20 protein-coding genes are annotated in these 20,763 nt (G+C 65.6%); 16 read left to right on the top strand and 4 right to left on the bottom strand.

Annotated elements, in window-relative coordinates; all coding sequences use genetic code 11:
* The first annotated feature begins 31 nt into the window (after positions 1-31).
* The 5 genes from AB4Z42_RS11430 to AB4Z42_RS11410 are packed head-to-tail and all read left to right on the top strand — an operon-like array spanning position 32 to position 4,094.
* On the top strand, positions 32-850 hold the full coding sequence (locus AB4Z42_RS11430) for a coniferyl-alcohol dehydrogenase (protein ID WP_442009269.1): 819 nt from the start codon (positions 32-34) through the stop codon (positions 848-850).
* A 10-nt stretch (positions 851-860) separates the two neighbouring features.
* Entirely contained in the window at positions 861-1,850 is a 990-nt protein-coding gene (locus AB4Z42_RS11425; RefSeq protein ID WP_442009268.1) for a cyclase family protein, read from the top strand.
* A gap of 8 nt (positions 1,851-1,858) precedes the next feature.
* Positions 1,859-2,449, top strand: coding sequence for an NADPH-dependent FMN reductase (locus tag AB4Z42_RS11420; RefSeq protein WP_442009267.1), 591 nt, complete (start codon positions 1,859-1,861; stop codon positions 2,447-2,449).
* Positions 2,446-3,285, top strand: a complete 840-nt coding sequence (locus AB4Z42_RS11415; protein WP_442009266.1) for an alpha/beta fold hydrolase — start codon at positions 2,446-2,448, stop codon at positions 3,283-3,285. The genes AB4Z42_RS11420 and AB4Z42_RS11415 overlap by 4 nt, the downstream gene beginning before the upstream one ends.
* A complete protein-coding gene (locus AB4Z42_RS11410) occupies positions 3,282-4,094 on the top strand; it encodes an SDR family NAD(P)-dependent oxidoreductase (protein WP_442009265.1) in 813 nt (270 codons plus the stop codon). Before AB4Z42_RS11415 ends, AB4Z42_RS11410 begins: the two co-directional genes overlap by 4 nt.
* Here AB4Z42_RS11410 and AB4Z42_RS11405 read toward each other — a convergent pair.
* Positions 4,091-4,813, bottom strand: a complete 723-nt coding sequence (locus AB4Z42_RS11405) for an alpha/beta fold hydrolase (RefSeq protein WP_442009264.1) — start codon at positions 4,811-4,813, stop codon at positions 4,091-4,093. The two genes, AB4Z42_RS11410 and AB4Z42_RS11405, sit on opposite strands and share 4 nt — an antisense overlap.
* Before the next feature lie 95 nt (positions 4,814-4,908).
* Between AB4Z42_RS11405 and AB4Z42_RS11400 the strand changes: the two genes are divergently transcribed.
* Genes AB4Z42_RS11400 through AB4Z42_RS11360 form a run of 9 tightly spaced genes read left to right on the top strand, consistent with a single transcriptional unit; the run spans position 4,909 to position 14,827 of the window.
* Positions 4,909-5,595 (top strand): TetR/AcrR family transcriptional regulator, encoded by a 687-nt coding sequence (locus tag AB4Z42_RS11400; protein WP_442009263.1) that lies wholly within the window; start codon positions 4,909-4,911, stop codon positions 5,593-5,595.
* On the top strand, positions 5,592-5,786 hold the full coding sequence (locus tag AB4Z42_RS11395) for a ferredoxin (RefSeq protein ID WP_442009262.1): 195 nt from the start codon (positions 5,592-5,594) through the stop codon (positions 5,784-5,786). Before AB4Z42_RS11400 ends, AB4Z42_RS11395 begins: the two co-directional genes overlap by 4 nt.
* Before the next feature lie 10 nt (positions 5,787-5,796).
* Positions 5,797-7,032 (top strand): cytochrome P450, encoded by a 1,236-nt coding sequence (locus tag AB4Z42_RS11390; RefSeq protein WP_442009261.1) that lies wholly within the window; start codon positions 5,797-5,799, stop codon positions 7,030-7,032.
* Between the two features lie 43 nt (positions 7,033-7,075).
* Complete coding sequence (locus AB4Z42_RS11385; RefSeq protein WP_442009260.1) at positions 7,076-8,248, top strand: amidohydrolase family protein; 1,173 nt, start codon at positions 7,076-7,078, stop codon at positions 8,246-8,248.
* Between the two features lie 59 nt (positions 8,249-8,307).
* The gene (locus AB4Z42_RS11380; RefSeq protein WP_442009569.1) at positions 8,308-9,483 is read left to right on the top strand and encodes a M24 family metallopeptidase; all 1,176 of its coding nucleotides are present in this window, start codon (positions 8,308-8,310) and stop codon (positions 9,481-9,483) included.
* A 13-nt stretch (positions 9,484-9,496) separates the two neighbouring features.
* Positions 9,497-10,639, top strand: coding sequence for a M24 family metallopeptidase (locus tag AB4Z42_RS11375; RefSeq protein ID WP_442009259.1), 1,143 nt, complete (start codon positions 9,497-9,499; stop codon positions 10,637-10,639).
* Positions 10,632-11,594 carry an enoyl-CoA hydratase/isomerase family protein gene (locus AB4Z42_RS11370; protein WP_442009258.1) on the top strand — a complete coding sequence of 321 codons (963 nt, stop codon included), beginning with the start codon at positions 10,632-10,634 and terminating at the stop codon, positions 11,592-11,594. Before AB4Z42_RS11375 ends, AB4Z42_RS11370 begins: the two co-directional genes overlap by 8 nt.
* A 2-nt stretch (positions 11,595-11,596) precedes the next feature.
* Positions 11,597-14,011, top strand: a complete 2,415-nt coding sequence (locus AB4Z42_RS11365) for a CoA transferase (RefSeq protein ID WP_442009257.1) — start codon at positions 11,597-11,599, stop codon at positions 14,009-14,011.
* Between the two features lie 9 nt (positions 14,012-14,020).
* A complete protein-coding gene (locus AB4Z42_RS11360) occupies positions 14,021-14,827 on the top strand; it encodes an SDR family NAD(P)-dependent oxidoreductase (protein WP_442009256.1) in 807 nt (268 codons plus the stop codon).
* Positions 14,828-14,837: 10 nt separating this feature from the next.
* On the opposite strand, the gene AB4Z42_RS11355 is transcribed toward AB4Z42_RS11360, so the two are convergent.
* Together AB4Z42_RS11355 and AB4Z42_RS11350 are read right to left on the bottom strand one after the other, a co-directional pair.
* Positions 14,838-15,671, bottom strand: a complete 834-nt coding sequence (locus tag AB4Z42_RS11355) for an SDR family NAD(P)-dependent oxidoreductase (protein ID WP_442009255.1) — start codon at positions 15,669-15,671, stop codon at positions 14,838-14,840.
* An 18-nt stretch (positions 15,672-15,689) separates the two neighbouring features.
* A complete protein-coding gene (locus AB4Z42_RS11350) occupies positions 15,690-16,766 on the bottom strand; it encodes an NAD-dependent epimerase/dehydratase family protein (RefSeq protein WP_442009254.1) in 1,077 nt (358 codons plus the stop codon).
* Positions 16,767-16,864: 98 nt separating this feature from the next.
* Between AB4Z42_RS11350 and AB4Z42_RS11345 the strand changes: the two genes are divergently transcribed.
* Positions 16,865-17,665, top strand: a complete 801-nt coding sequence (locus tag AB4Z42_RS11345) for a lysophospholipid acyltransferase family protein (protein WP_442009253.1) — start codon at positions 16,865-16,867, stop codon at positions 17,663-17,665.
* A gap of 63 nt (positions 17,666-17,728) precedes the next feature.
* Positions 17,729-19,303, top strand: coding sequence for an acyl-CoA ligase FadD12 (gene fadD12 / locus AB4Z42_RS11340; protein ID WP_442009568.1), 1,575 nt, complete (start codon positions 17,729-17,731; stop codon positions 19,301-19,303).
* A gap of 1 nt (position 19,304) precedes the next feature.
* On the opposite strand, the gene AB4Z42_RS11335 is transcribed toward fadD12, so the two are convergent.
* Positions 19,305-20,720, bottom strand: coding sequence for a WS/DGAT/MGAT family O-acyltransferase (locus AB4Z42_RS11335; RefSeq protein ID WP_442009252.1), 1,416 nt, complete (start codon positions 20,718-20,720; stop codon positions 19,305-19,307).
* Between the last annotated feature and the right edge of the window lie 43 nt (positions 20,721-20,763).

Here is a 20,763-nt window from a genome sequence, read left to right as displayed (position 1 = left end):
GCGAATGATCAGGGCCGACAGGGGCTGATCGATGGGCAAGATTGACGAGCTGTGGCGTTACGACGGCCGTCGGGTCGTCGTCACCGGATGTGCTTCGGGCATCGGCGCCGACGTGGCGCGGCAGCTCGCCGATCTCCGCGCCGAGGTGGTCGGCCTCGACATCCGCGCGCCGGACTTCGACATCGCCGAGTTCATCCCCCTGGATCTTCACGATCCGGAATCGATCGACGCAGCGGTCGCGTCGATCGGTGGTCGCGTCGATGCCCTGTTCAACATTGCCGGGGTGTCGTCGGGCATCGGCGACCCGCTCCGTGTGGTCACCGTCAACTTCCTCGGAACTCGGCGGTTCACCGAGGCACTGGTGCCTGCGATGCCGCCCGGGTCGGCCATCGCCAGCGTCTCGTCGCTGGCGGCATCGGCCTATCGGGAGAACGCCGCGGTGACCGTGGGCCTGGTGAACACCGAGACGATGGCCGAGGGAATCCAATGGTGTGAGCGGAATCCCGAGCCCGTCGCCGACGGGGCAGGCTATCGACTCTCCAAAGAGGCGATCATTCTCTACGGGCTTGCCAACGTCGCGGCACTGGGAGCCAAGGGAATCCGCATCAACTGCACAGCGCCCGGTGTGACGGACACACCGATTCTCGACCAGTTGCGGTCGGCATACGGCCAGGAGTTCCTGGATTCGTTCCGCACACCGCTGGGCCGCGCCGCCACGCCCGACGAGCAGGCTAGCGTTCTTGTGTTCCTGAACAGCAGGGCAGCCAGCTACATCACCGGACAGGTGATCTGGGTGGACGGCGGGACGATCGGCGAGACTGACCTCGCCGGATCGGTGCCGCGACGATGAGAGGCAAGCTATGGCTGACATGACCGACTTCCGCCGGGTCGCCGACGATGTCCGCAATTGGGGGCGCTGGGGTGACGCCGATGAGCTGGGCACCCTCAACCTCATCACCAGCGAGAAAGTTCAGCAGGCGGCTGGTCTTGTCAAGCACGGCAAGGTGTTTCCGCTCGGCGTGGATTTCGGGTCGTCCGGACCCCAGGGCGCGTTCCACTTCAGGCAGAACCCACTGCATGTGATGACGATCGACGGCGGCGATGCGAGCACTCTGGCCGAGTACGGTCCGTCGTGGCTTAAGAATCCGGCGGCGACCCAGCTCAGCGAATACTGGACCAGCGGCCCGATGCGATTCAACGACGATGTGATCATCATGCCGCTGCAGGCCGCGACGCAGTGGGATGCCTTATCGCACGTGTACTACGAGGACAAGCTGTACAACGGGTTTCCGGCGAGTTCGGTGACCAGCCTCGGCGCCTTCCACTGCGGTATCGACAAGGTCGACAGCAAGGGCATCACGTCACGCGGTGTGTTGCTGGACATCGTCCGCCTGCGCGGTGTGGAGACGTACTGCGAGATCGGTGATCCCATCACCCCTGCGGAACTCGACGAAGCGGCCCGCCGCCAGGGTGTCAGCGTGGAGCGTGGCGATATCGTCCTGGTCCGAACCGGTTGGTGGGCAAGGTTTCTGCAGACCGGCGACGGCAGCGAACCCGGCGCAGGTCTGGACTGGACCTGCGCGTCATGGCTACACGACCACGAGGTCGCCGCTGTCGCGGCCGACAACCTGATGGTGGAGAACCCGATCCCCGGCGTCGACGGCGTCTTCCTGCCGATGCACATGCTGTGTCTGCGCGATATGGGATTGATGCTCGGCGAGTACTGGGATCTGACTGCACTAGCCGCCGACTGCGCGGCCGACGGGGTGTACGAATTCCAGCTCATCGCACCACCATTGCGGGTGACCGGCGCCGTCGGCTCACCGATCAATCCGATTGCCATCAAGTAGGTAGACCCATGACCGCAAGCACAACCACCGGCGGCGCTCCGTTTGTCGTCGGACTCGGCGGAACGTTGCGCGCCAATTCTTCGACCGAGCGTGCACTTCGCTACTGCCTGGAATCCGTCGAACGTCAGGGCGGCCGTACCCGGTTCTTCAGTGGACCGGACCTCGATCTGCCGATGTATGCGCCCCATGAGCTCGAGCGCACCCCCAATGCGCTGGAGCTCGTGAAGGCGCTCCGCGACGCCGACGCCGTCGTCGTCGGATCGCCGGGCTACCACGGTGCGATATCCGGCCTGGTCAAGAACGCGCTCGATTACATCGAGGATCTGCGCGAGGATCCGCGCGTCTACCTCGACAACACGCCGTGGGGGTGCATCAGTTGCGCGTACGGCTGGCAGGCGGCGGTAGGTACGCTCGGTCAGCTGCGCTCCATCGGGCACGCGTTGCGGGCGTGGCCGACGCCGCTCGGTGTGGCCATCAACTCCGCCGACAAGATCTGGGGCACCGCAGGCGAATTGACCGACACCGCGGTGCGCGACCAGCTCGACATGCTGGCCACGCAGTTGCTCACCTTCGCGCGGGCCGCGTGGGAAACCACGTGAACGCAGTGCGGAGAACCGTCCTGGTCGACGGCCTGATCACCGGCTATCTCGAGGCGGGACAGGGCGATCCGGTCATTCTGTTGCACGGCGGTGAGTTCGGCGTCAACGCCGAGATCGCCTGGGAGAACAACATCGCCGCGCTCGCGCAGCGCCATCGTGTTTTGGCTGTGGAGATGCTGGGCTTCGGCGAATCCGCGAAGGTCATCGATTTCAACGACGGCCGTGGCATGCGGATACGCCATATCGCGCGGTTCTGCGAGACGCTCGGTGTCGAGTCCGCGCATTTCGTCGGGAACTCGATGGGCGCGGTCAACCTGTTCGTCGACGCCACATCGGAATCACCGGTGCTGCCCGTGCGCAGCATGGCGATGATATGCGGCGGAGGCGAGATCCAGCGGAACGAGCATTCGGCCGCACTCTACGACTACGACGCCACGATCGACGCCATGCGCCGGATCGTCGCGGCGCTCTTCTACGACCCGGCATATGTGGCCGACGAGGCCTATGTGCAGAGGCGATACCAGTCGAGCATCGCGCCCGGTGCATGGGAAGCGCTGGCTGGAGCGAGGTTTCGGCGGCCCGGCCTGGAACCCCCGGCCCTCCCGTCGAGCGCGCGGGCCTACGACCGCATCACGGTGCCGACGCTGTTGGTCGAGGGCGGCGGCGACAAACTGCTTCCGAGGGGCTGGGCCGCCGAGATCGCCGCGCAGATCGCGGCCGCCCGTTCGGCGGTTATTCCCGATGCGGGTCACTGCCCACAGATCGAACAGCCGGCGGCGGTCAACGACCTGCTTCTTGCTTTCCTGGCCGAGCAGCGTGAAGGAGCAGCGACATGACGGACGAACTGGCGGGCAAGGTCGCGATCGTCACCGGCGGAGCGTCGGGCCTCGGGGAAGGTCTGGCACGCAGATTCGCCGCCGAGGGTGCCAACGTGCTGATCGCCGACGTCGATGGTGACAGCGGTACCGCGCTCGCGACGGAGATCGGCGGCAACGCGCTGTTCGTCGAAGCCGATGTGTCCGATGTCGAGCAGGTGAGCGGACTCGTGTCGACGGCCGTCGATCGCTTCGGCGGCCTGAATGTCATGGTCAACAACGCCGGAGTTTCGGGCACGATGCACCGTCGCTTCCTCGACGACGACCTCGCGGACTTCCACAAGGTGATGGCGGTCAACGTCCTTGCGGTGATGGCGGGGACACGGGACGCCGCCCGGCACATGTCCGAACACGGCGGCGGTTCGATCATCAACCTGACGTCCATCGGCGGTATTCAGGCCGGTGGCGGGGTGATGACGTACCGGGCGTCGAAGGCCGCCGTCATCCAGTTCACCAAGTCCGCGGCGATCGAGCTGGCGCACTACGAGATTCGGGTGAACGCGATCGCACCAGGCAACATCCGCACAGCGATCGTCCGCAAGTCGGCGGCGGGGGAGGACCTCGAGAAACTCGAGCAGTTCGAAGCCAAGATCCGTGAGCAGATGCGCAACGACCGCCCGCTGAAGCGCGAAGGCACCATGGAGGACGTCGCCGAAGCTGCGCTGTACTTCGCCACCGATCGCTCGCGCTACGTCACCGGCACCGTGCTACCCATCGACGGTGGAACAAGTGCGGGCAAGGTGATCGCGCGTAAGCCCAAGGCCGACTAGCGGCGTTCGTCCGCGCGGTCGACATGGTCGCAGACCAGTCGAGGGTATCGGCCACGGTCGGGGCGGAAGATGTCGTGGGGCGAGTCGGGAAACTCAACCAGGCGTGCGTGCGGGAACAGCGTCCGGTAGCGCGACCACGGCGTATCCCCGACGAGGAGGCGTTCGCGGCTGCGCACGGCGAGCAGCGGAAGTCCCTGTCGCGCAAGAGGTTCCCATAGCGATCGCTCCTCTGCGGCGCGAAACGTCTTGTTGGCGGCGTCCTCGTCGAGCCGCTCGCTCACCGGTGTTCCACGCCAGCGGCCGTCGAGCAGGCGGCGCGACATCTCGGGAGTCAGAACCTTCTCCTCGGGCACGTAGTCGCCGATGGCGACCGACCGGACGCGCTCGAAGTTCGAGATCGCCCACGTGAGCGCATAAGTCGTGCCCCGGGAGAACGTCACCACGTGCACCGGCCCGTCGGTGACCGCGTCCACCGCCGCGCCGACGTCGGTGCTCAACGTCGTCGCGTCATACCCGGCAGCAGGGGCGCTGCTTCGCCCATGCCCCCTGAGGTCGACGACGACCGTCCTGCGGCCGAAGAGCGGCAGGATCTCGCTGTAGTCCTCGGCGATGCAGGTCATGCCGGGCACGAAGACGACGGGCGCGCCGCGATCGTCACCGCCGGAATCGAGGTAGTGGATGCGTGCGTCGCCGTTGTCCGTGAACTGCGAATTGGCCATGCTCAGCGGCACTCTATGCGCCCGTTGGAGGCGGCGCCGCAGAGGGCGTCCAAGCGGGGCCGAGTTCTTTAAATCAGTCGCTTGACTTAAAGGCTGTGACGGGGTTCACTGGTGTGGTGACCACAGCCAGCAGGACCGTTCGCACCGAGCGGGCCAGCATCACCCGAGAAGCGATCCTGGCTGCAGCCGAGCGATTGTTCGCCGAACACGGTGTGTACGCCGTTTCGAACAGACAGGTGAGCGAGGCGGCGGGGCAGGGAAACAACGCCGCGGTCGGCTATCACTTCGGCACGAAGGCCGACCTCGTCCGCGCGATCGAGCAGAAGCACCGCGTACCCATCGAGCGGCTGCTCGCGCGAATGGTGGCCGACGCCGCCGACTCGACCGAGTTGCGCGACTGGATCGCATGCATGGTCTGCTCGCTGACCGAGCACCTCGACCAGCTCGGTAACCCGACGTGGTACGCGCGCTTCGCCGCCCAGGCGCTCGCCGACCCCGCGTATCAGAAGATCGTGGTGAAGGACGCGCTCGCTTCGCCGTCGCTGCTGTTGGTGGTGCGGGGTATCACCAGCTGTCTGCCCGACCTGCCGATGACTGTCGTCACCGAGCGCAACATCATGGTGCGAAACCTGATGATGCACACCTGCGCCGACTTCGAGCGCGCGTTCGCCGAAGGCGCCCACAATTCGTCGATGCCGCGAACCACCTGGAGTTCGGTCGCATCCGGCCTCATCGACGCGATCGTCGGGCTGTGGCAGGCGCCTGTCACGGAGCGACCGTGAAGGTCACCGTCGATCAGGACAAGTGCGTGTCCTCCGGGATGTGCGTGATGAACGCAGCCGACGTGTTCGACCAGCGCGACGACGACGGCGTCGTGGAGGTGCTGGTCGACGAACCCGGTCCAGACCAAGCCGAAGAAACCCGCAAGGCCGCCGCGGCGTGCCCAGCCCTGGCCATTCACATCGAGGAATGACGGAGGATTCATGTCAGACACCCTTGCCGCAGAACATGTTTCAGCAGAGATCCCGGAGTACCCGATGGAACGGGCCGCTCGTTGTCCGTTCGCGCCACCGCTGCCGATGCTCGAGATGGGGGAGGCCAAGCCGCTGTCGCGCGTGCGGATCTGGAATGGCACCACACCGTGGCTCATCACCGGGCACGAAGTGGCGCGGACACTTTTCTCAGACTCGCGAGTCAGCGTCGACGACCGGCGAGACGGCTTCCCGCACTGGAACGAACACATGCTGTCGACGGTGAACAAGCGGCCCCGGTCCGTCTTCACCTCGGACGCCGAGGAGCACACCCGGTTCCGCCGCATGTTGTCCAAGCCCTTCACGTTCAAGCGGGTCGAAGCCCTGCGCACCGCGATCCAGGAAGTCACCGATCAGTGCATCGACGAGATCCTGGCGGGCCCGCAACCGGCCGACATCGTCGCCAAGCTCGCGCTGCCGGTACCCACCAAGGTGATCAGCGAGATGCTCGGCGTCCCTTACGAGGACCATGAGTTCTTCCAGCACCATGCCAACGTCGGATTGGCCCGCTACGCGTCCGCGGAAGAGGGCCAGAAGGGGGCGATGAGCCTCCATAAGTACCTGATCAACCTGGTCGAGAAGAAGATGGAGAATCCGTCCGAGGATGCCGTCTCCGACCTGGCCGAGCGGGTGACCGCAGGCGAGATCAGCGTGAAGGAGGCCGCTCAGTTGGGCACCGGCCTGTTGATTGCAGGCCACGAGACCACCGCGAACATGATCGGTATCGGTGTCCTCGCGCTGCTGGAGAACCCCGAACAGGCTGCGCTCCTTCGCGATTCCGATGATCCGAAGTTCATCGCCAACGCCGCAGAAGAGTTGATGCGCTATCTGTCCATCATCCAGAACGGCCAGCGCCGGGTGGCCATCGAGGACATCGAGATCGGCGGAGAGACCATTCGCGCGGGCGAGGGCATCATCATCGATCTGGCCCCCGCGAACTGGGATGGCGCCGCCTACCCCGAGCCCGACCGGCTCGACTTCACCCGGGACGCGGGCCAGCAGCTCGGATTCGGCTACGGGCGGCACCAATGCGTCGGGCAGCAGCTGGCGCGCGCCGAACTGCAGATCGTGTTTCACACGCTGCTGCGCCGCATCCCGACGCTGAAGCTGGCGATCCCATTCGACGAGGTGCCTTTCAAGCACGATCGCCTCGCATACGGCGTCTACGAACTTCCGGTGACCTTCTAGCCACCGAAAAGCACTGGTCCACAGCCTGATTGGAGTACCGACGATGTCTACACCAACACTGCCGTCACTGTATCCGCCCGAGGGATTCGGCGCGCCCAAGAACCGCCAGGGGCACTCGACCGGCGGCGTCGTCGGCCTTCCCGCCGATCTCGAGATCTTCTCCGCGGACAACCACATCTCGGTCGCCGACGACATCTTCTACGAACGCTTCCCCGAGGAACTCAAGGGCGCGGCGCCGCGCATCTGGTACGAGGACGGCGCGTACATGGTCGGCATGAAGGGCAAGGCCTGGACCGGTGGCGACTTCGGCCGTGTGCTCATGCAGTACGACGACCTCGCCGGCGCCGCCTCCAACAACATCGAGGCGCGTATCCGTGAGCTCAAAGAGGACGGCATCGACAAGGAGCTGGCCTTCCCGAACGCGGTACTGGCGCTGTTTCACTATCCGGACAAGTCGCTGCGCGAGCGCGTGTTCCGGATCTACAACGAACACATCGCCGACCTACAGGAGCGCTCCAACGGACACTTCTACGGTGTCGGGCTGATCAACTGGTGGGATCCCAAGGGCACCCGCAGCACGCTGGAGGAACTGAAGGCGTTGGGACTCAAGACGTTCCTGCTGCCGCTGAACCCCGGCAAGGACGACGACGGCAATATCTACGACTACGGCAGCACCGACCTGGATGCGGTCTGGGACGAGATCGAGGCGGCCGGCCTGCCCGTCAGCCACCATATCGGCGAGACGCCACCCAAGACGCCATGCCAGAACAACAGCGTCGTGGTCGGCATGATGGTCAACGTCGACTCCTTCCGCGAGCAGTTCGCCAAGTACGTGTTCTCCGGAATCCTCGACCGGCATCCGTCGCTGAAGATCGGCTGGTTCGAGGGCGGGATAGCCTGGGTGCCAACCGCTCTCCAGGATGCCGAGCACATGCTGGCCTCCTACCGGCACATGTTCAATCACCAACTGGAACACGACGTGCGCTACTACTGGGGTCAACACATGTCCGCCTCGTTCATGGTCGATCCGCTCGGCCTGCGGCTCATCGACCAGATCGGCGTGGACAACGTCATGTGGTCGTCGGACTACCCGCACAACGAGAGCACCTTCGGCTATTCCGAGAAGTCGCTGGCCTCGGTCGTCGAGGCGGTGGGCTCCGAGGACGCGGTGAAGATCGTCAGCACCAACATCAAGAACTTCCTGGGTATCTCGTGACGACCTTCGCTGCGGGGTCGTCGCTTCTCGACATCCCCGACCTGCCCGACCGCGCCAGGATGTACCGCGAATGCGGCGCCCGGCTCAGGGATTCCATGAAGGAGAAGGGCGTCGACGCGCTCGTGCTGCTCGGCAACGGGAACGTCGTGTACGCCACCGGCGCGAGTTGGCCCCTGCTGGACGCCGGCTTGTCGCATGTCGAGCGGCCGGTTGCGGTCGTCCTCGCCGACGACGAGCATCCCCACCTGTACATGCCGTTCCGCGAGGGCAGCGCATTCGACACGGAGGTTCCCGCGGACCATGTCCACGGTCCGCTGTATCTCGAATTCGATGAGGGTGTCGACTATTTCGCGAAGGTGCTCGCGGGCCTGGTCCCGCCGGGTGCCTCCATCGCAGTCGACGAGCTCACTGGGGCGATGCGCCGAGCCGCCGGACGGCTGTTCCCCGCGGGGCCGCCGACGGATGCCGCACTAGTCGTGGGTCCGGCCAAGCTGGTCAAGACCGTGGACCAGATCGCCGCTGTCCGAAGTGCTTGCCGCATCACCGAGCAGGCCCTCGTCGACGTTCAGCCGTCGGTCGCCCCGGGCGTGAGCCAGATGGACCTCTCGGCGCGATTCGTCCGGCGGGCCTTTGAGCTCGGCGCGACGACGAACATGATCGAGGCCATCTGGCAGGTGATGCCGACAACCCGCAATAGCGGCGCGGTCTGGACCACCACCGGTGACCTGGCGCTGCCGTTGTTGCCGACAGAGAAGCCGTTGGCCAAGGGCGACGTCCTGTGGACCGATATCAGTATCACCTTCGAGGGATACTGCTCCGATTGGGGGCGTACGTGGGTGGTGGGGGAGAACCCCACTCCCGAACAGAATGCGAACTTCGCCAAGTGGCGGTCGATTCTCGACGCCGTGCTGGCCGTGACGAAGGCCGGCGCCACCGCCGGCGATCTGGCACGCGCGGCCATTGCGGCCAACGGTGGCACCAAGCCGTGGTTGCCGCACTTCTACCTCGGCCACGGCATCGGCACCAATGCCGCCGAAATGCCGATGATCGGAACGGATCTCGGCGAGCAGTTCGACGACAACTTCGTGTTCCCGCCGGGCATGCTGCTCGTGCTCGAACCCGTCGTATGGGAGGACGGTACCGGCGGCTACCGAGCCGAGGAGATTGTGATCATCACCGAGGACGGTTACCAGTCGATCACCGACTACCCCTACGCGCCCTACGGACTGAGTTGAGCTGAGGCTTGAAATGGCAGTTGAAATCATCCCCGACGACCTGTCCCTGCGCACCGGGCGGCGTGAGCGCGCCACCGCTCAGATGGACGCCCACGATCTCGACGTCCTGGTGCTGGGGCGCCAGGCCAACGTGCGGTATTTGACCGGGGCGCCGCAACTCTGGGTCGCGGGCACCCGTCCTTTCGCGCCGATCTGCGTCATGGTGCGCGCCACCGGTGAGATCCATCTCAACAGCACGTGGGATGAGGGCATCCCTGAGGAGATCGGCCACGACCATCTCTATGGACTGGCCTGGAACCCCATGACCATCATCGAGGTGCTCAAGGGCATCGAGGGGGCGGCGACGGCGCGTCGCGTCGGAACCGACGCCATGTCACCGTCGTTCGCGCAGCTGTTGCCGATCGCGTTCCCCCACGCTGAATTCGTCGATGCCGAGGTGGCGATGAAGGCCGCCCGGCGGACCAAGACGCCCGACGAGATCCGGGTTCTACGAGGCGCACTCGGCGTTGCCGAGCGCGGACTGGCCGCAGCGGTGTCGGAGCTCGCGGTGGGCACCACCGAACAGGCACTGAACGGCGTCCTCATGGAAGCGATGACTGCTGGCGGATACAGCACCTCGGCGACCCAGGACGGCGCGTGGATCACGTCGCCCGATGACTCGTGGCGCGTCGGTCGGCGCGACCGCAGGATCGCCGAGGGCGACCTGGTGGCCTTCGCCGCCGGTGCCCTCGCCGACGGTTACGTCGGTGAGGTCGGCAGGACGTGGCCGGTTGGTGACGTTACCGGCGCGGATGCACTCTTCGGTCGGTCGAATGATCTGTGGGAGAGGCTGATCGACGCATGCCGACCCGGTGCTTCGGCCGGCGATCTGCTCGCGGCCTACGACGCCGCGGGTGAGGCGCTGCCGCCGATCCCCGTGGCACACGGTCTCGGGCTGGGCTTCGATCCGCCGGTGATCTCGCCCGACCTGCCGCAGTCCTCTGCTGCCGAACGCCTGGACCCAGGTGTGGTCCTGGCCGTGACGGCCTACGTTTGGGAAGCAGGCGTCGGCGCGGTGTTCCGCCGCGATGCGGTGCTGATCAATGATGACGGACCGGAAGTGCTTACCGCGAGTCCGTCCTACCCGGGCTCCAAGATTGGAGCGGCCAATGTCTAAGAAGCGACCCGCGCCGGAGGAGATCATCCTCTACGAAAAAGACGTCAAGACAAAGATCGCCACCATCACGTTCGACCGACCGGAGTTTCTCAACGCACCAACGTCGATGGCACGGCTGCGCTACGCCGACATCCTGCGTGCCGCCAACGCGGACAACGACGTCAAGGTCGTCATCATCCGGGGGGTCGGGGATAACCTCGGAAGTGGAGCCGACCTGCCGGAGTTCATGGAGGGCAACGATAATCCGGCGCTACGCCTGGCCGAACTGCGGCTCGAGGATGAGGGCGTCGGGGAGGTCACGTACCCGCCCAAGGGCACGTTCCGCAACGGCGCCACCGTCAGCGCGTGGTACGCGAATTCGCAGGCCGGTAACCGTGCGCTTCAGGATTTCAAGAAGATCAGCATCGTCGAAGCCAAGGGCTATTGTTACGGCTGGCACTTCTACCAGTGCGCTGATGCGGATCTGGTGATCTCCAGTGATGACGCCCTGTTCGGGCACCCGTCGTTCCGCTATCACGGCTGGGGTCCGCGGATGTGGACCTGGGTGCAGATGATGGGGCTGCGCAAATTCCAGGAGATGGTGTTCACCGGACGCCCGTTCACCGCCGCCGAGATGTACGACTGCAACTTCCTCAACAAGGTCGTCGCACGCGATGAACTCGAGGCCGAGACAGCGAAGTATGCGCTCGCGTGTTCACGTAATCGGCCGGTGGACACCGTGTTCCAGCAGAAGCTGTTCTTCGAGGTGTTCAAACAGCACCAGGGTGAGTACATGGGGAGCCTGCTGTCCGCGTTCTTCGAGTCCATGGGCAATGGCGTGGCCAACGACAGCGAAGAAGATCTGGACATGTTCGAATCAATCGATTCAGGTCTGTCGGCCGCGGTCAATGACAACGACAGCAAGTTCCCGCCGGAGTTCAGGCTGAGCAAGAAGAACCGCAAGAAGAAAGACTAGAGGTGACGCAATCGACTGGGCCGCTGAACGGCTATACGGTCGTCGATTTCTCTGTCGGTATCGCGGGCGCGTATTGCACCAAGTTGCTCGCCGATGGCGGTGCCACTGTCATCAAAGTCGAGCCGCCCGAAGGTGACCCGCTGCGCCGATGGTCGGCCTCGGGCGCCGAGATCAAAGCGGGTGACGACGGTGCGTTGTTCAACTTTCTGGCCTGCTCGAAGCACAGCGTGGTGGTGGATCCCGACGCTGACATCGACTACGTCAACGCGCTGCTCGACGGCGCCGACGCCGTCGTATGGTCGCGCGGGTCGACCGTCGCCGAACATGCGGTGCTCACACCCGCAGCGATCCTGTCCGCGCATCCGCACCTGACCGTCACCTCCATCACGCCATTCGGGCTTGACGGCCCGTGGAGTGACCGCCCTGCAACGGAATTCACGCTGCAGGCATGGTCCGGGGGCATCGTCGGCCTCGGCCGTGGTTCGGCCGATCGCGCACCGGTGTACGTCGGGGGACAGGTCGGCGAGTACCTGGCCGGCGCGTATGCCAGCGCTGCGACGCTGGCCTCGAGGTTGCGTGGTGGTGCCGAGCTTGTCGACGTATCGATGCTCGAGACCCAGATCCTCGGACTCACCTACTATCCGGTGGCCTATTACGAGATGTTGGGCAGGCCGTGGCGCGACGCCAGACGATTGACGGTACCGGGGATCGCCCGCGCGAAGGACGGCCTGATCGACATCGGATGCGGCACCGCCCAGCAGTGGTTCGATCTGTGCGCGATGACCGGCCACCAGGACTGGATCGACGAGGAGTCGCCGCTGTCGATCACACAGCAGGCGAACGAGAAGGCCGACGAGCTCTACGGGTGGGTGGAGAGCCAGACCGTCGACGAGATCAGGGATCTGGCGACGGCATTCCGAATCCCGAACGCCCCGGTTGCCAACGGCGCCAATATCGTCGGCCTGGACCAGTTCGAGGAGCGGGGGTCCTTCACGGCCAACCCTCGGGACGGATTCGATCAGCCGGGCCATCCCTATCGGACAACTCCCGCAGTGCTTCGCGCGCCGGAGCCGGCGCCGCGACTTGGCGAGCACACCGATCACTATCGTTCGCGAACGAATGTTCGGGGCCGGAAAGAGGACCCGTCGGGGGGTCTGCCGTTCCAGGGTTTACGCGTCCTGGACATGACGACCTTCTGGGCGGGACCGTCGTGTACCCACATTCTCGCGATGTTGGGTGCCGAGGTCATCCACATCGAGTCGACGCGGCGGCCGGACGGCACCAGGCTCATCGCGGGCATACCGATCAGCGAGGAACAGTGGTGGGAGAAGTCGCCGATCTTCTCCGGGCTCAATACGAACAAGAAAGGTTTGACGCTCGATCTGCAAAGCGCCGCCGGTCGCGATCTGCTCAACCGCCTCATCGGCACCTGCGATGTGCTCGTTGAGAACTTCACCCCCCGCGTGGTGGACCAGATGGGCCTCGATTTCGCTGCCGTGCAGGCCATTCGGCCCGACATCGTGATGCTGCGGATGCCCGGTTTCGGTCTGGACGGTCCGTGGCGCGACAACCCGGCATTCGCCTACGTGATCGAGGCGGCATCCGGGATCAGTTGGCTCACCGGCTATCCGGACCGCAACCCGTACGAGCCGTATTCGGTCGGCGATCCCAACGCGGGCATCCACGCGCTCAACGCCCTGTTGGTGGCCCTGGAACATCGGCGCCGCACCGGACAGGGAGTGCTCGTCGAGGCGGCGATGGTCGACGCGGCGATCAACGTCGCGGCCGAACAGGTCATCGAGTACTCCGCCTATGGCTCGCTACTGGAACGAGACGGCAACCGCGGACCGACCGCGGCGCCGCAGAACCTGTACCGCACCAACGAGACCGACGAGTTCGGGCGGGCCGACTGCTGGGTCGCGGTGGCGGTCGCGACAGACGAGCAGTGGGCGGGCCTCTGCGAAGCCGTCGAGCGTGCCGAGTGGGCGACGGACCCCGAGCTGAGCTCAGCCGCAGGCCGGCGGGCCCGTCACGACGACATCGACGAGCACATCGCCGCCTGGTGTCAGGGCCGTAGGGGTGACGACATCGTCGACACTCTCTGGGAACACGAGGTTCCGGTGGCCAAGGTCATGCAACCGCATCGTCAGACCGAGATCCCGCAGCTGGCTGCGCGGGGGTTCTTCGAGGATGTCGGACATCCGGTCAACGCCCGCACGCCGCACAGCACTCTGCCGTTCACGTTCTCGCGCGGCCCCGAACGCGTACACACCGCGCCCGCGCCGCTGCTCGGTCAGCACAACCACGAATTGCTTGCCGAGCTCGGACTCACGGATGACGAGATCGCCGACCTGGCGACTCAGGGCGTGATCGGTGATGCTCCCGCGATGGGGCCAAGCAAGGCCAAGACGGGCTAGCCTCAACCGGTGGCCATCGATCCGTCGAACATCCTGCTCACCGGCCGCGTTGCGGTGGTGACCGGCGGGGGAGCGGGGATCGGGCGGGGCATCGCGGCGGGAATGGCGGCATTCGGGGCCTCGGTTGCGCTCTGGGAGCGCGATGCGGACAGCTGCGCATCCGCTGCGGAAAGTACTGGTGCACTGGGCCTCGTGGTCGATGTGCGGGACAGTGCGCAGGTCGATACGGCACTCGCGCGCACCGTCGACGAACTCGGTGAGGTGTCGATTCTGGTGAACAACGCGGGTGGCGTGTTCAAATCGCCGCTGCTCGAGACGACCGAGAACGGCTGGGATGCGCTGTACAAGAGCAACCTTCGTCATGTGTTTCTGTGTACGCAACGGGTGACGCGACGACTGGTTACAGCGGGCCTGCCCGGCAGCGTGATCAACGTGACGTCGATCGAGGGTGCCCGCGCTGCGCCAGGTTACGCGGCGTACGCCGCGGCGAAGGCGGGTGTCATCAACTACACCAAGACCGCCGCGCTCGAGTTGGCGCCACATCGCATCCGCGTCAACGCCCTGGCCCCGGATCTGACCCTGACCGAAGGCCTGATCGCGCTGTCCGGCGGCAGTATGCAGGACGATGACGCTCCCGGGATTCCGATGAACCGGCCCGGACATGTCGATGAGATGGCGGGTGCCGCAGTCTTTCTCGCATCCGAGATGTCGAGTTACATCACGGGGCAGACGATCCATGTCGACGGCGGAACGCAGGCCGCAAGCGGTTGGTATCACCATCCGCAGACGGGCGACTATCAGCTCGGACCCGGCTAGTCACCGCTATTCAGTGAGTCCAGCCTTCGGCGATCTGATCGTCGAAGGCGCGGTCGATGCGCTCGAACCTGCGCTGTATCGAGGGCCGCGCCGCCTGGTGCGGAACGATGTAGAGACGGTTGGCCAGAATCGCGTCGGCCGTCAGACGCGCGACGTCGTCCGCCCGCACCTCCGGGTCGGTCGCCGCGGACGGCAGTTCCTGGGGGGGTTGGTCCGACGACGCGGGACCGTAGTCCTTGCTCCTCACCCGCTCGCTGTTGGCCATCAGGCCGGTGTCCACGATCATCGGGCAGAGCACCGAAACCCCGATCCCGTTCGCTCGTACCTCGCGCGACAGCGTCTCGGCGAGCGCGACGACGCCGTACTTCGCGACGCAGTACGGTCCGAGTCCCACGTTGGGGATGAGGCCAGCGAACGACGACGTGAACACGATGTGGCTGTCGTCGGCCTGCGCGATCAATCGCGGCAGGAACGCCTCGACCCCGTGAATAGGGCCCCACAGATCGACGTCGATCACGAAGCGCCAGTCGTCATGGCTGGTCTCGGCGATCGGCCCCGCGTAGGCGATGCCGGCGTTGTTGAACACCACGTGCACTGCGTCGAACACCCGGAACGCCTCGTCGGCCAACGCCTCGACGTCGTCGAGCTTGCGGGTGTCACAAACCACCCCGTGGGCGTCGACCCCGTCGTTGCGCAGCGTCGAAACCGCCTCGTTCAGGGCTGCCTCGTCGATGTCGGCCAGCATGAGGCGCGCGCCGCGGCGCGCAAATTCCTGTGCGGTGGCGAACCCGATTCCGCTTGCCCCTCCGGTGATGACTGCGGTGCGCCCTTGATAACTGTCCACGTGGCGAACACTATGCGGTCAGCGCGCTTCGCTCGGCAGATCCCAGGATGGATCGCCCAATTTGGCGCTGATCGCGCCCCACGGATCGGCATAGGTGCCCGGAGCCTTGTAGTACACGCCGCGGCGCTTCAAGACCGCACGGGCAACCGGCGCGATCAACCGGGCCGGGTAGCGCTTCCAGCCGAAGTTCGCGCGCAGTTCGGCCACCATGTCCGGCCATGAAAAGTGCTGGAACTTCAGGGCTTCCTGCGCGCGCGTGGTGTCCATCCAGTCGGTGACGAACCAGTCGTCGTCGCTGTCGGGGTTTCCGGGTCTGCCGGGTACCGCCGCACCCGGCATACCCATAGCGGACATGAGCGCCAGCGTGAGGTCGCCGTAGCACGTCCGGTGCGATTCGTCGCCGGCGATCAGCAGGATCTCGCGCGCGACATCGGCCGTGGTCGCCGCCGCGCACGCGCGTGCGACGTCGCGGACGTCTACGGTCTGCACCCTGTTGTCGCTCGGCAGCGCGCTCTCGAAGACCATGGAGTCCATCCCGAGCGGCAGGTCCGACAGGTCGGTGCTGAGCACGCCGCCGAAGCGCAGCACCACCCATTCGAGTGTGGACGATCGCACGATCTGCTCCGCCTCGGACTTCTGCCCGCTGTAGACATCGCAGGGCCGCATCGGGTCCTCCGCCGTCAGAGGGGAGGGCGTGCGATGCGGATTGCGGGCGCCGAACACGGCATTGCTGGACGCGTGGACGAACCGCGGTGGATTCGGTTGCGCCTCGGCGACGCGGACAAGCGTCGCCGTTGCGTCGACGTTGACCCGGCGCGCCACCTTGGGGATGCGATAGATCGCCGGGGCGATGATGGCGGCCAGGTGGATGATCGCGGACGGGGCGGTTTCTGACACCAGTCGCTCGACCGCATCGGCATCGGTGAGGTCGGTCCACCGGAACTCGATGCCATCGGGCAGCTTCGTCGCGGCCTTGGCATTGACGGGAGTATCGAGGTCGGCGGCAACCACCCGGCGCCCGTCCGCCGCCAATCGCCGCACGGTTTTCGATCCCACCAGGCCAAAGCCACCGGTGACGAGCACGGTGTCAGACATATGTCTCCTACCTGCGGATATGGTATTCTCTTTTTCGGAGAGTACTACTACTCGCATCGAGTCGGGTAGCGGGGCGCAAAGTTGGGAACATACAGATCATGAGCGACGGGGCGGACAAACAGGTCGCCAAGTGGGATCCAGGGTTCACGCGGGGGATCGTGAACCGGGTCGGCCCACTCATCAAGCGCTACTTCCGCGCGGAGGTGCGTGACCTCGACCAGATTCCGGCGGCAGGTGGCGCGCTGGTGGTGTCCAACCACTCCGGCGGCATGTTCACACCCGACGTGCTGGTGTTCGCGCCGGAGTTCTACAAGAAGTTCGGCTTCGACCGGCCGGTCTACACGCTCGGCCACGACATGATCTTCGTCGGCCCCGTCGGGGACCTCCTGCGTCGTGCGGGCGTCATCGAAGCCAACCGTGAGAACGCGGCCCAAGCGCTGCGCGACGGTGCGCTCGTGCTGGTGTTCCCCGGCGGCGACTACGACTCGTACCGTCCGACGTTCACGGAGAACGTCATCGACTTCAGCGGCCGTACCGGGTACGTCAGGACGGCGATCCAGACCGGGGTGCCGATCGTGCCGATGGTCTCGATCGGTGCGCAGGAGACCCAACTGTTCCTCGCCCGCGGTGACTCGATCGCGCGCAGGTTGGGTCTCACCAAGCTGAGGGCCGAGATTCTGCCGATCAGTGTCGGCTTCCCGTTCGGTGTATCCGTGTTCTTCCCGCCGAACGTTCCACTGCCGTCGAAGATCGTCACGCGGGTCCTCGAGCCCATCGACGTGGTGGCCGAGTTCGGTGAGGAGCCCGACATCGAGGCGGTCGATCTCCACGTTCGCGCTGTGATGCAGAAGGCACTCGACGAACTCGCCCGCGAACGCCGCTTTCCTGTGCTTGGCTAACGGATCGTGGCGGACACTCTGGGACTTCTTCAAACGCTCTGGCGCGCACGGCTGATAGCACCGATGCGCCCGGACCGGTACATCCGAATGGGCGCAGCGGTGCGCAGGGTCGGGATGACCGCCACCTCGGGTTTCGCGACGGCTGCGCAGCGCTGTCCCGACAGCCCCGGGCTGATCGACGAGCGCGGCACCCTGACCTGGAGGCAGATCGACGATCGTAGTGACGCTCTGGCGGCAGCGTTACAGGCCCAGGCCTCAGGCCAGCCCGGCTCTGATGTCGCCGCCGGAGCGGCTCCGAAAACCATTGCCGTGATGTGCCGTAACCACCGCGGATTCATCGAGGCGCTGGTGGGGTCCAACCGGATCGGCTCCGACGTGCTGCTGCTCAACACGTCGTTCGCCGGCCCTGCACTGGCCGAGGTCGTCGAGCGCGAGGGCGCCGACACCGTGATCTACGACGACGAGTTCACGGCGATCGTCGACAGGGCGCTCGAAGGCAGGCCCGACACCACGCGCATCCTGGCCTGGACCGACCGCGCGGATGTCGACCTCACGGTGGACAACCTGATCGAGCGTCACGCCGGTCAGCGGCCCGAGCCCAGCGGGCGCAAGAGCGACATCATTCTGCTCACCTCAGGGACAACGGGAACGCCCAAGGGCGCCAAGCGTTCTGCTGGCAGCGGTGGTGCGGGTGACCTGAAGGCGGTGCTCGACCGCACGCCGTGGCGTGCCGAGGAGCCCATCGTGATCGTCGCGCCGATGTTCCACGCGTGGGGTTTCTCGCAGTTGTTGTTCGCGGCGCTGCTGGCGTGCCCGATCGTCACACGGCGCAAGTTCGACCCGGAAGCCACGCTGGAGTTGATCGATCGCTACCACGCGACCGGCCTGGCCGTCGTTCCGGTGATGTTCGACCGCATCATGGAGCTGCCCGACGACGTGCGCAACCGCTACACCGCACGATCGCTGCGTTTCGCCACCGCCTCGGGGTCGCGCATGCGATCCGATGTGGTGATCAAGTTCATGGACCAGTTCGGCGACGTGATCTACAACAACTACAACGCCACCGAGGCGGGGATGATCGCGACCGCGACACCGGCGGATCTGCGCGCCGCACCCGACACTGCGGGAAAACCCGCTGACGGCACCGAGATCCGGATCGTCGACGAAGACTTCAACGAGGTGCCGACCGGTGAGACCGGCCGGATCTTCGTCCGCAGCGGCACGCTCTTCGACGGGTACACCTCGGGCACGACCAAGGATTTTCACGAGGGTTTCATGTCGTCGGGGGACGTGGGATACCTCGACGCAGAGGGCCGGCTGTTCGTGGTCGGCCGCGACGACGAGATGATCGTCTCCGGCGGCGAGAACGTCTACCCGATCGAGGTCGAGAAGGCGTTGGCCGCGCACCAGGAGGTGGCCGAGGCCGCGGTCCTCGGCGTCGACGACGAGCAGTACGGACAACGGCTCGTCGCGTTCGTGGTTCTCGAGGCCGGCGCCTCGACGTCAGCGGATGCGCTCAAACAACACGTGCGCGACAATCTCGCGAATTACAAAGTGCCGCGCGATATCACGGTCCTCGACGAGTTGCCGCGCGGAAGCACCGGCAAGATCCTGCGCAACGAACTGCGCAGCAGCTGACCTAGCCGGCAGCCGGCGCGGGCGCCATCGCCGTGTCGACGGTGGTCAGTGGCGGCAGCCCGGCGGCCGAACGGATCTCGGCGAAACCGTGGATCATCGCATCGGTCGCCTCGTGGATGTCGTTGAAGGTCTGGTCGTCGGACAGTATCGAGATGTCCACCTGGTCGACGTAACTCCACACCGTCATGTTGAAGGCGCTGCCCGGCGACAGCACCCCTATCGAATAGATCTCACTGACTGTCGCGCCGCCGATGTGGCCGTGTTCGCGCGGCCCGGGAACGCTCGACACGGCGACGTTCATCAGCCTGTTGTGCGCGGCGCGCTTGGATTGCCACCGGAACAGCGCCGGTGCCAGCTGAGGAGGCAGATACTCCATCATCTGACCCTGCAGTTTCGGGCCGAGGAGGTCGTTGTCCTTCTTCGCACGGGCCGTCGACAACGACGTCAGGCGCACCCGCTCGAGCGGGTCGTCGACGTGGATGGGCAGCGAAACCATCAAACCGCCGATCTCGTTGCCCGTCACGCGGTCCGGTGACAGGTCCGTACTCACGGGCACCGAGGCCATGAGCGGTTGGTCCGCTCGACCGTCGTACCGCAGGAGCAGTTCTCGCAGGCCGCCCGCAGCGGTGGCCAGCACGATGTCGTTGAACGTCACACCAAGCGCTTTGGAGGTCTCCTTCACGTCGGCCAACGACAACGACGCGGTGCCGAACGTCCGCACGGGAGAGATCACGTGGTTGAGGAAAGTCGGTGGGGTCTGGAACATCTTCGCCAGGTCGGGATGGTCGCTGCGATCCTTGGTGTGCCGCCGCAGCCTCGAGATTCCCCGGGCGGCATCGCGTGCCAGCCGGGGAAGCGCAGCGATGCGCGCGACGTGGTCGCGACCCGCGGCCGCCAGCAGTTCGGATGTCGACGGACTTTCACATACGAGGTACTCGTCGGTTTCCTCGGCGGCCGAGCCGGACAGGTCCATCAAACGGGCGAGCAGATTGGCCGAGGCCACCCCGTCGGCCAAGGTGTGGTGCACCTTGCCGATCAGTGCGAAGCGGTCGTCGGCCATGCCCTCGGCGAAATGGAACTCCCACATCGGGTGGCTGCGGTCCAGCGGTGTGCTCGCGATCAGGCCGATCACCTCGTCGAGTTCGCGACGGCCGCCGGGAGCGGGCACCTGAACGCGGCGCAGGTGATAGTCGAGGTCAACGGGGCAGTCTTCCATCCACATCGGGTGGTGCAGGTTCCACGGGATGTCGACGAGGCGGTACCGCAACGGATCGAGCAGGTGCAGGCGGCGCGCGACGGTCCTTCGGAACACCTCGAAGGTGAACTCGCCGTCGTAGTCGGCGGCATGGACGATCGCCACCTTCAACGTGTGGGTGTGCAGATTCGGCGTCTCGCTGTACAGCAGCATCGCGTCCATGCCATTGAGTCGCTTCGTATCCCACCCCCTGTGGCCGGGTTCT

The organism is Mycobacterium sp. 2YAF39 (assembly GCF_052114565.1).
Lineage (GTDB): Bacteria > Actinomycetota > Actinomycetes > Mycobacteriales > Mycobacteriaceae > Mycobacterium.
The sequence above is the reverse complement of the archived record's forward strand: the minus strand, read 5'-3'. Positions and strand labels throughout refer to the sequence as shown.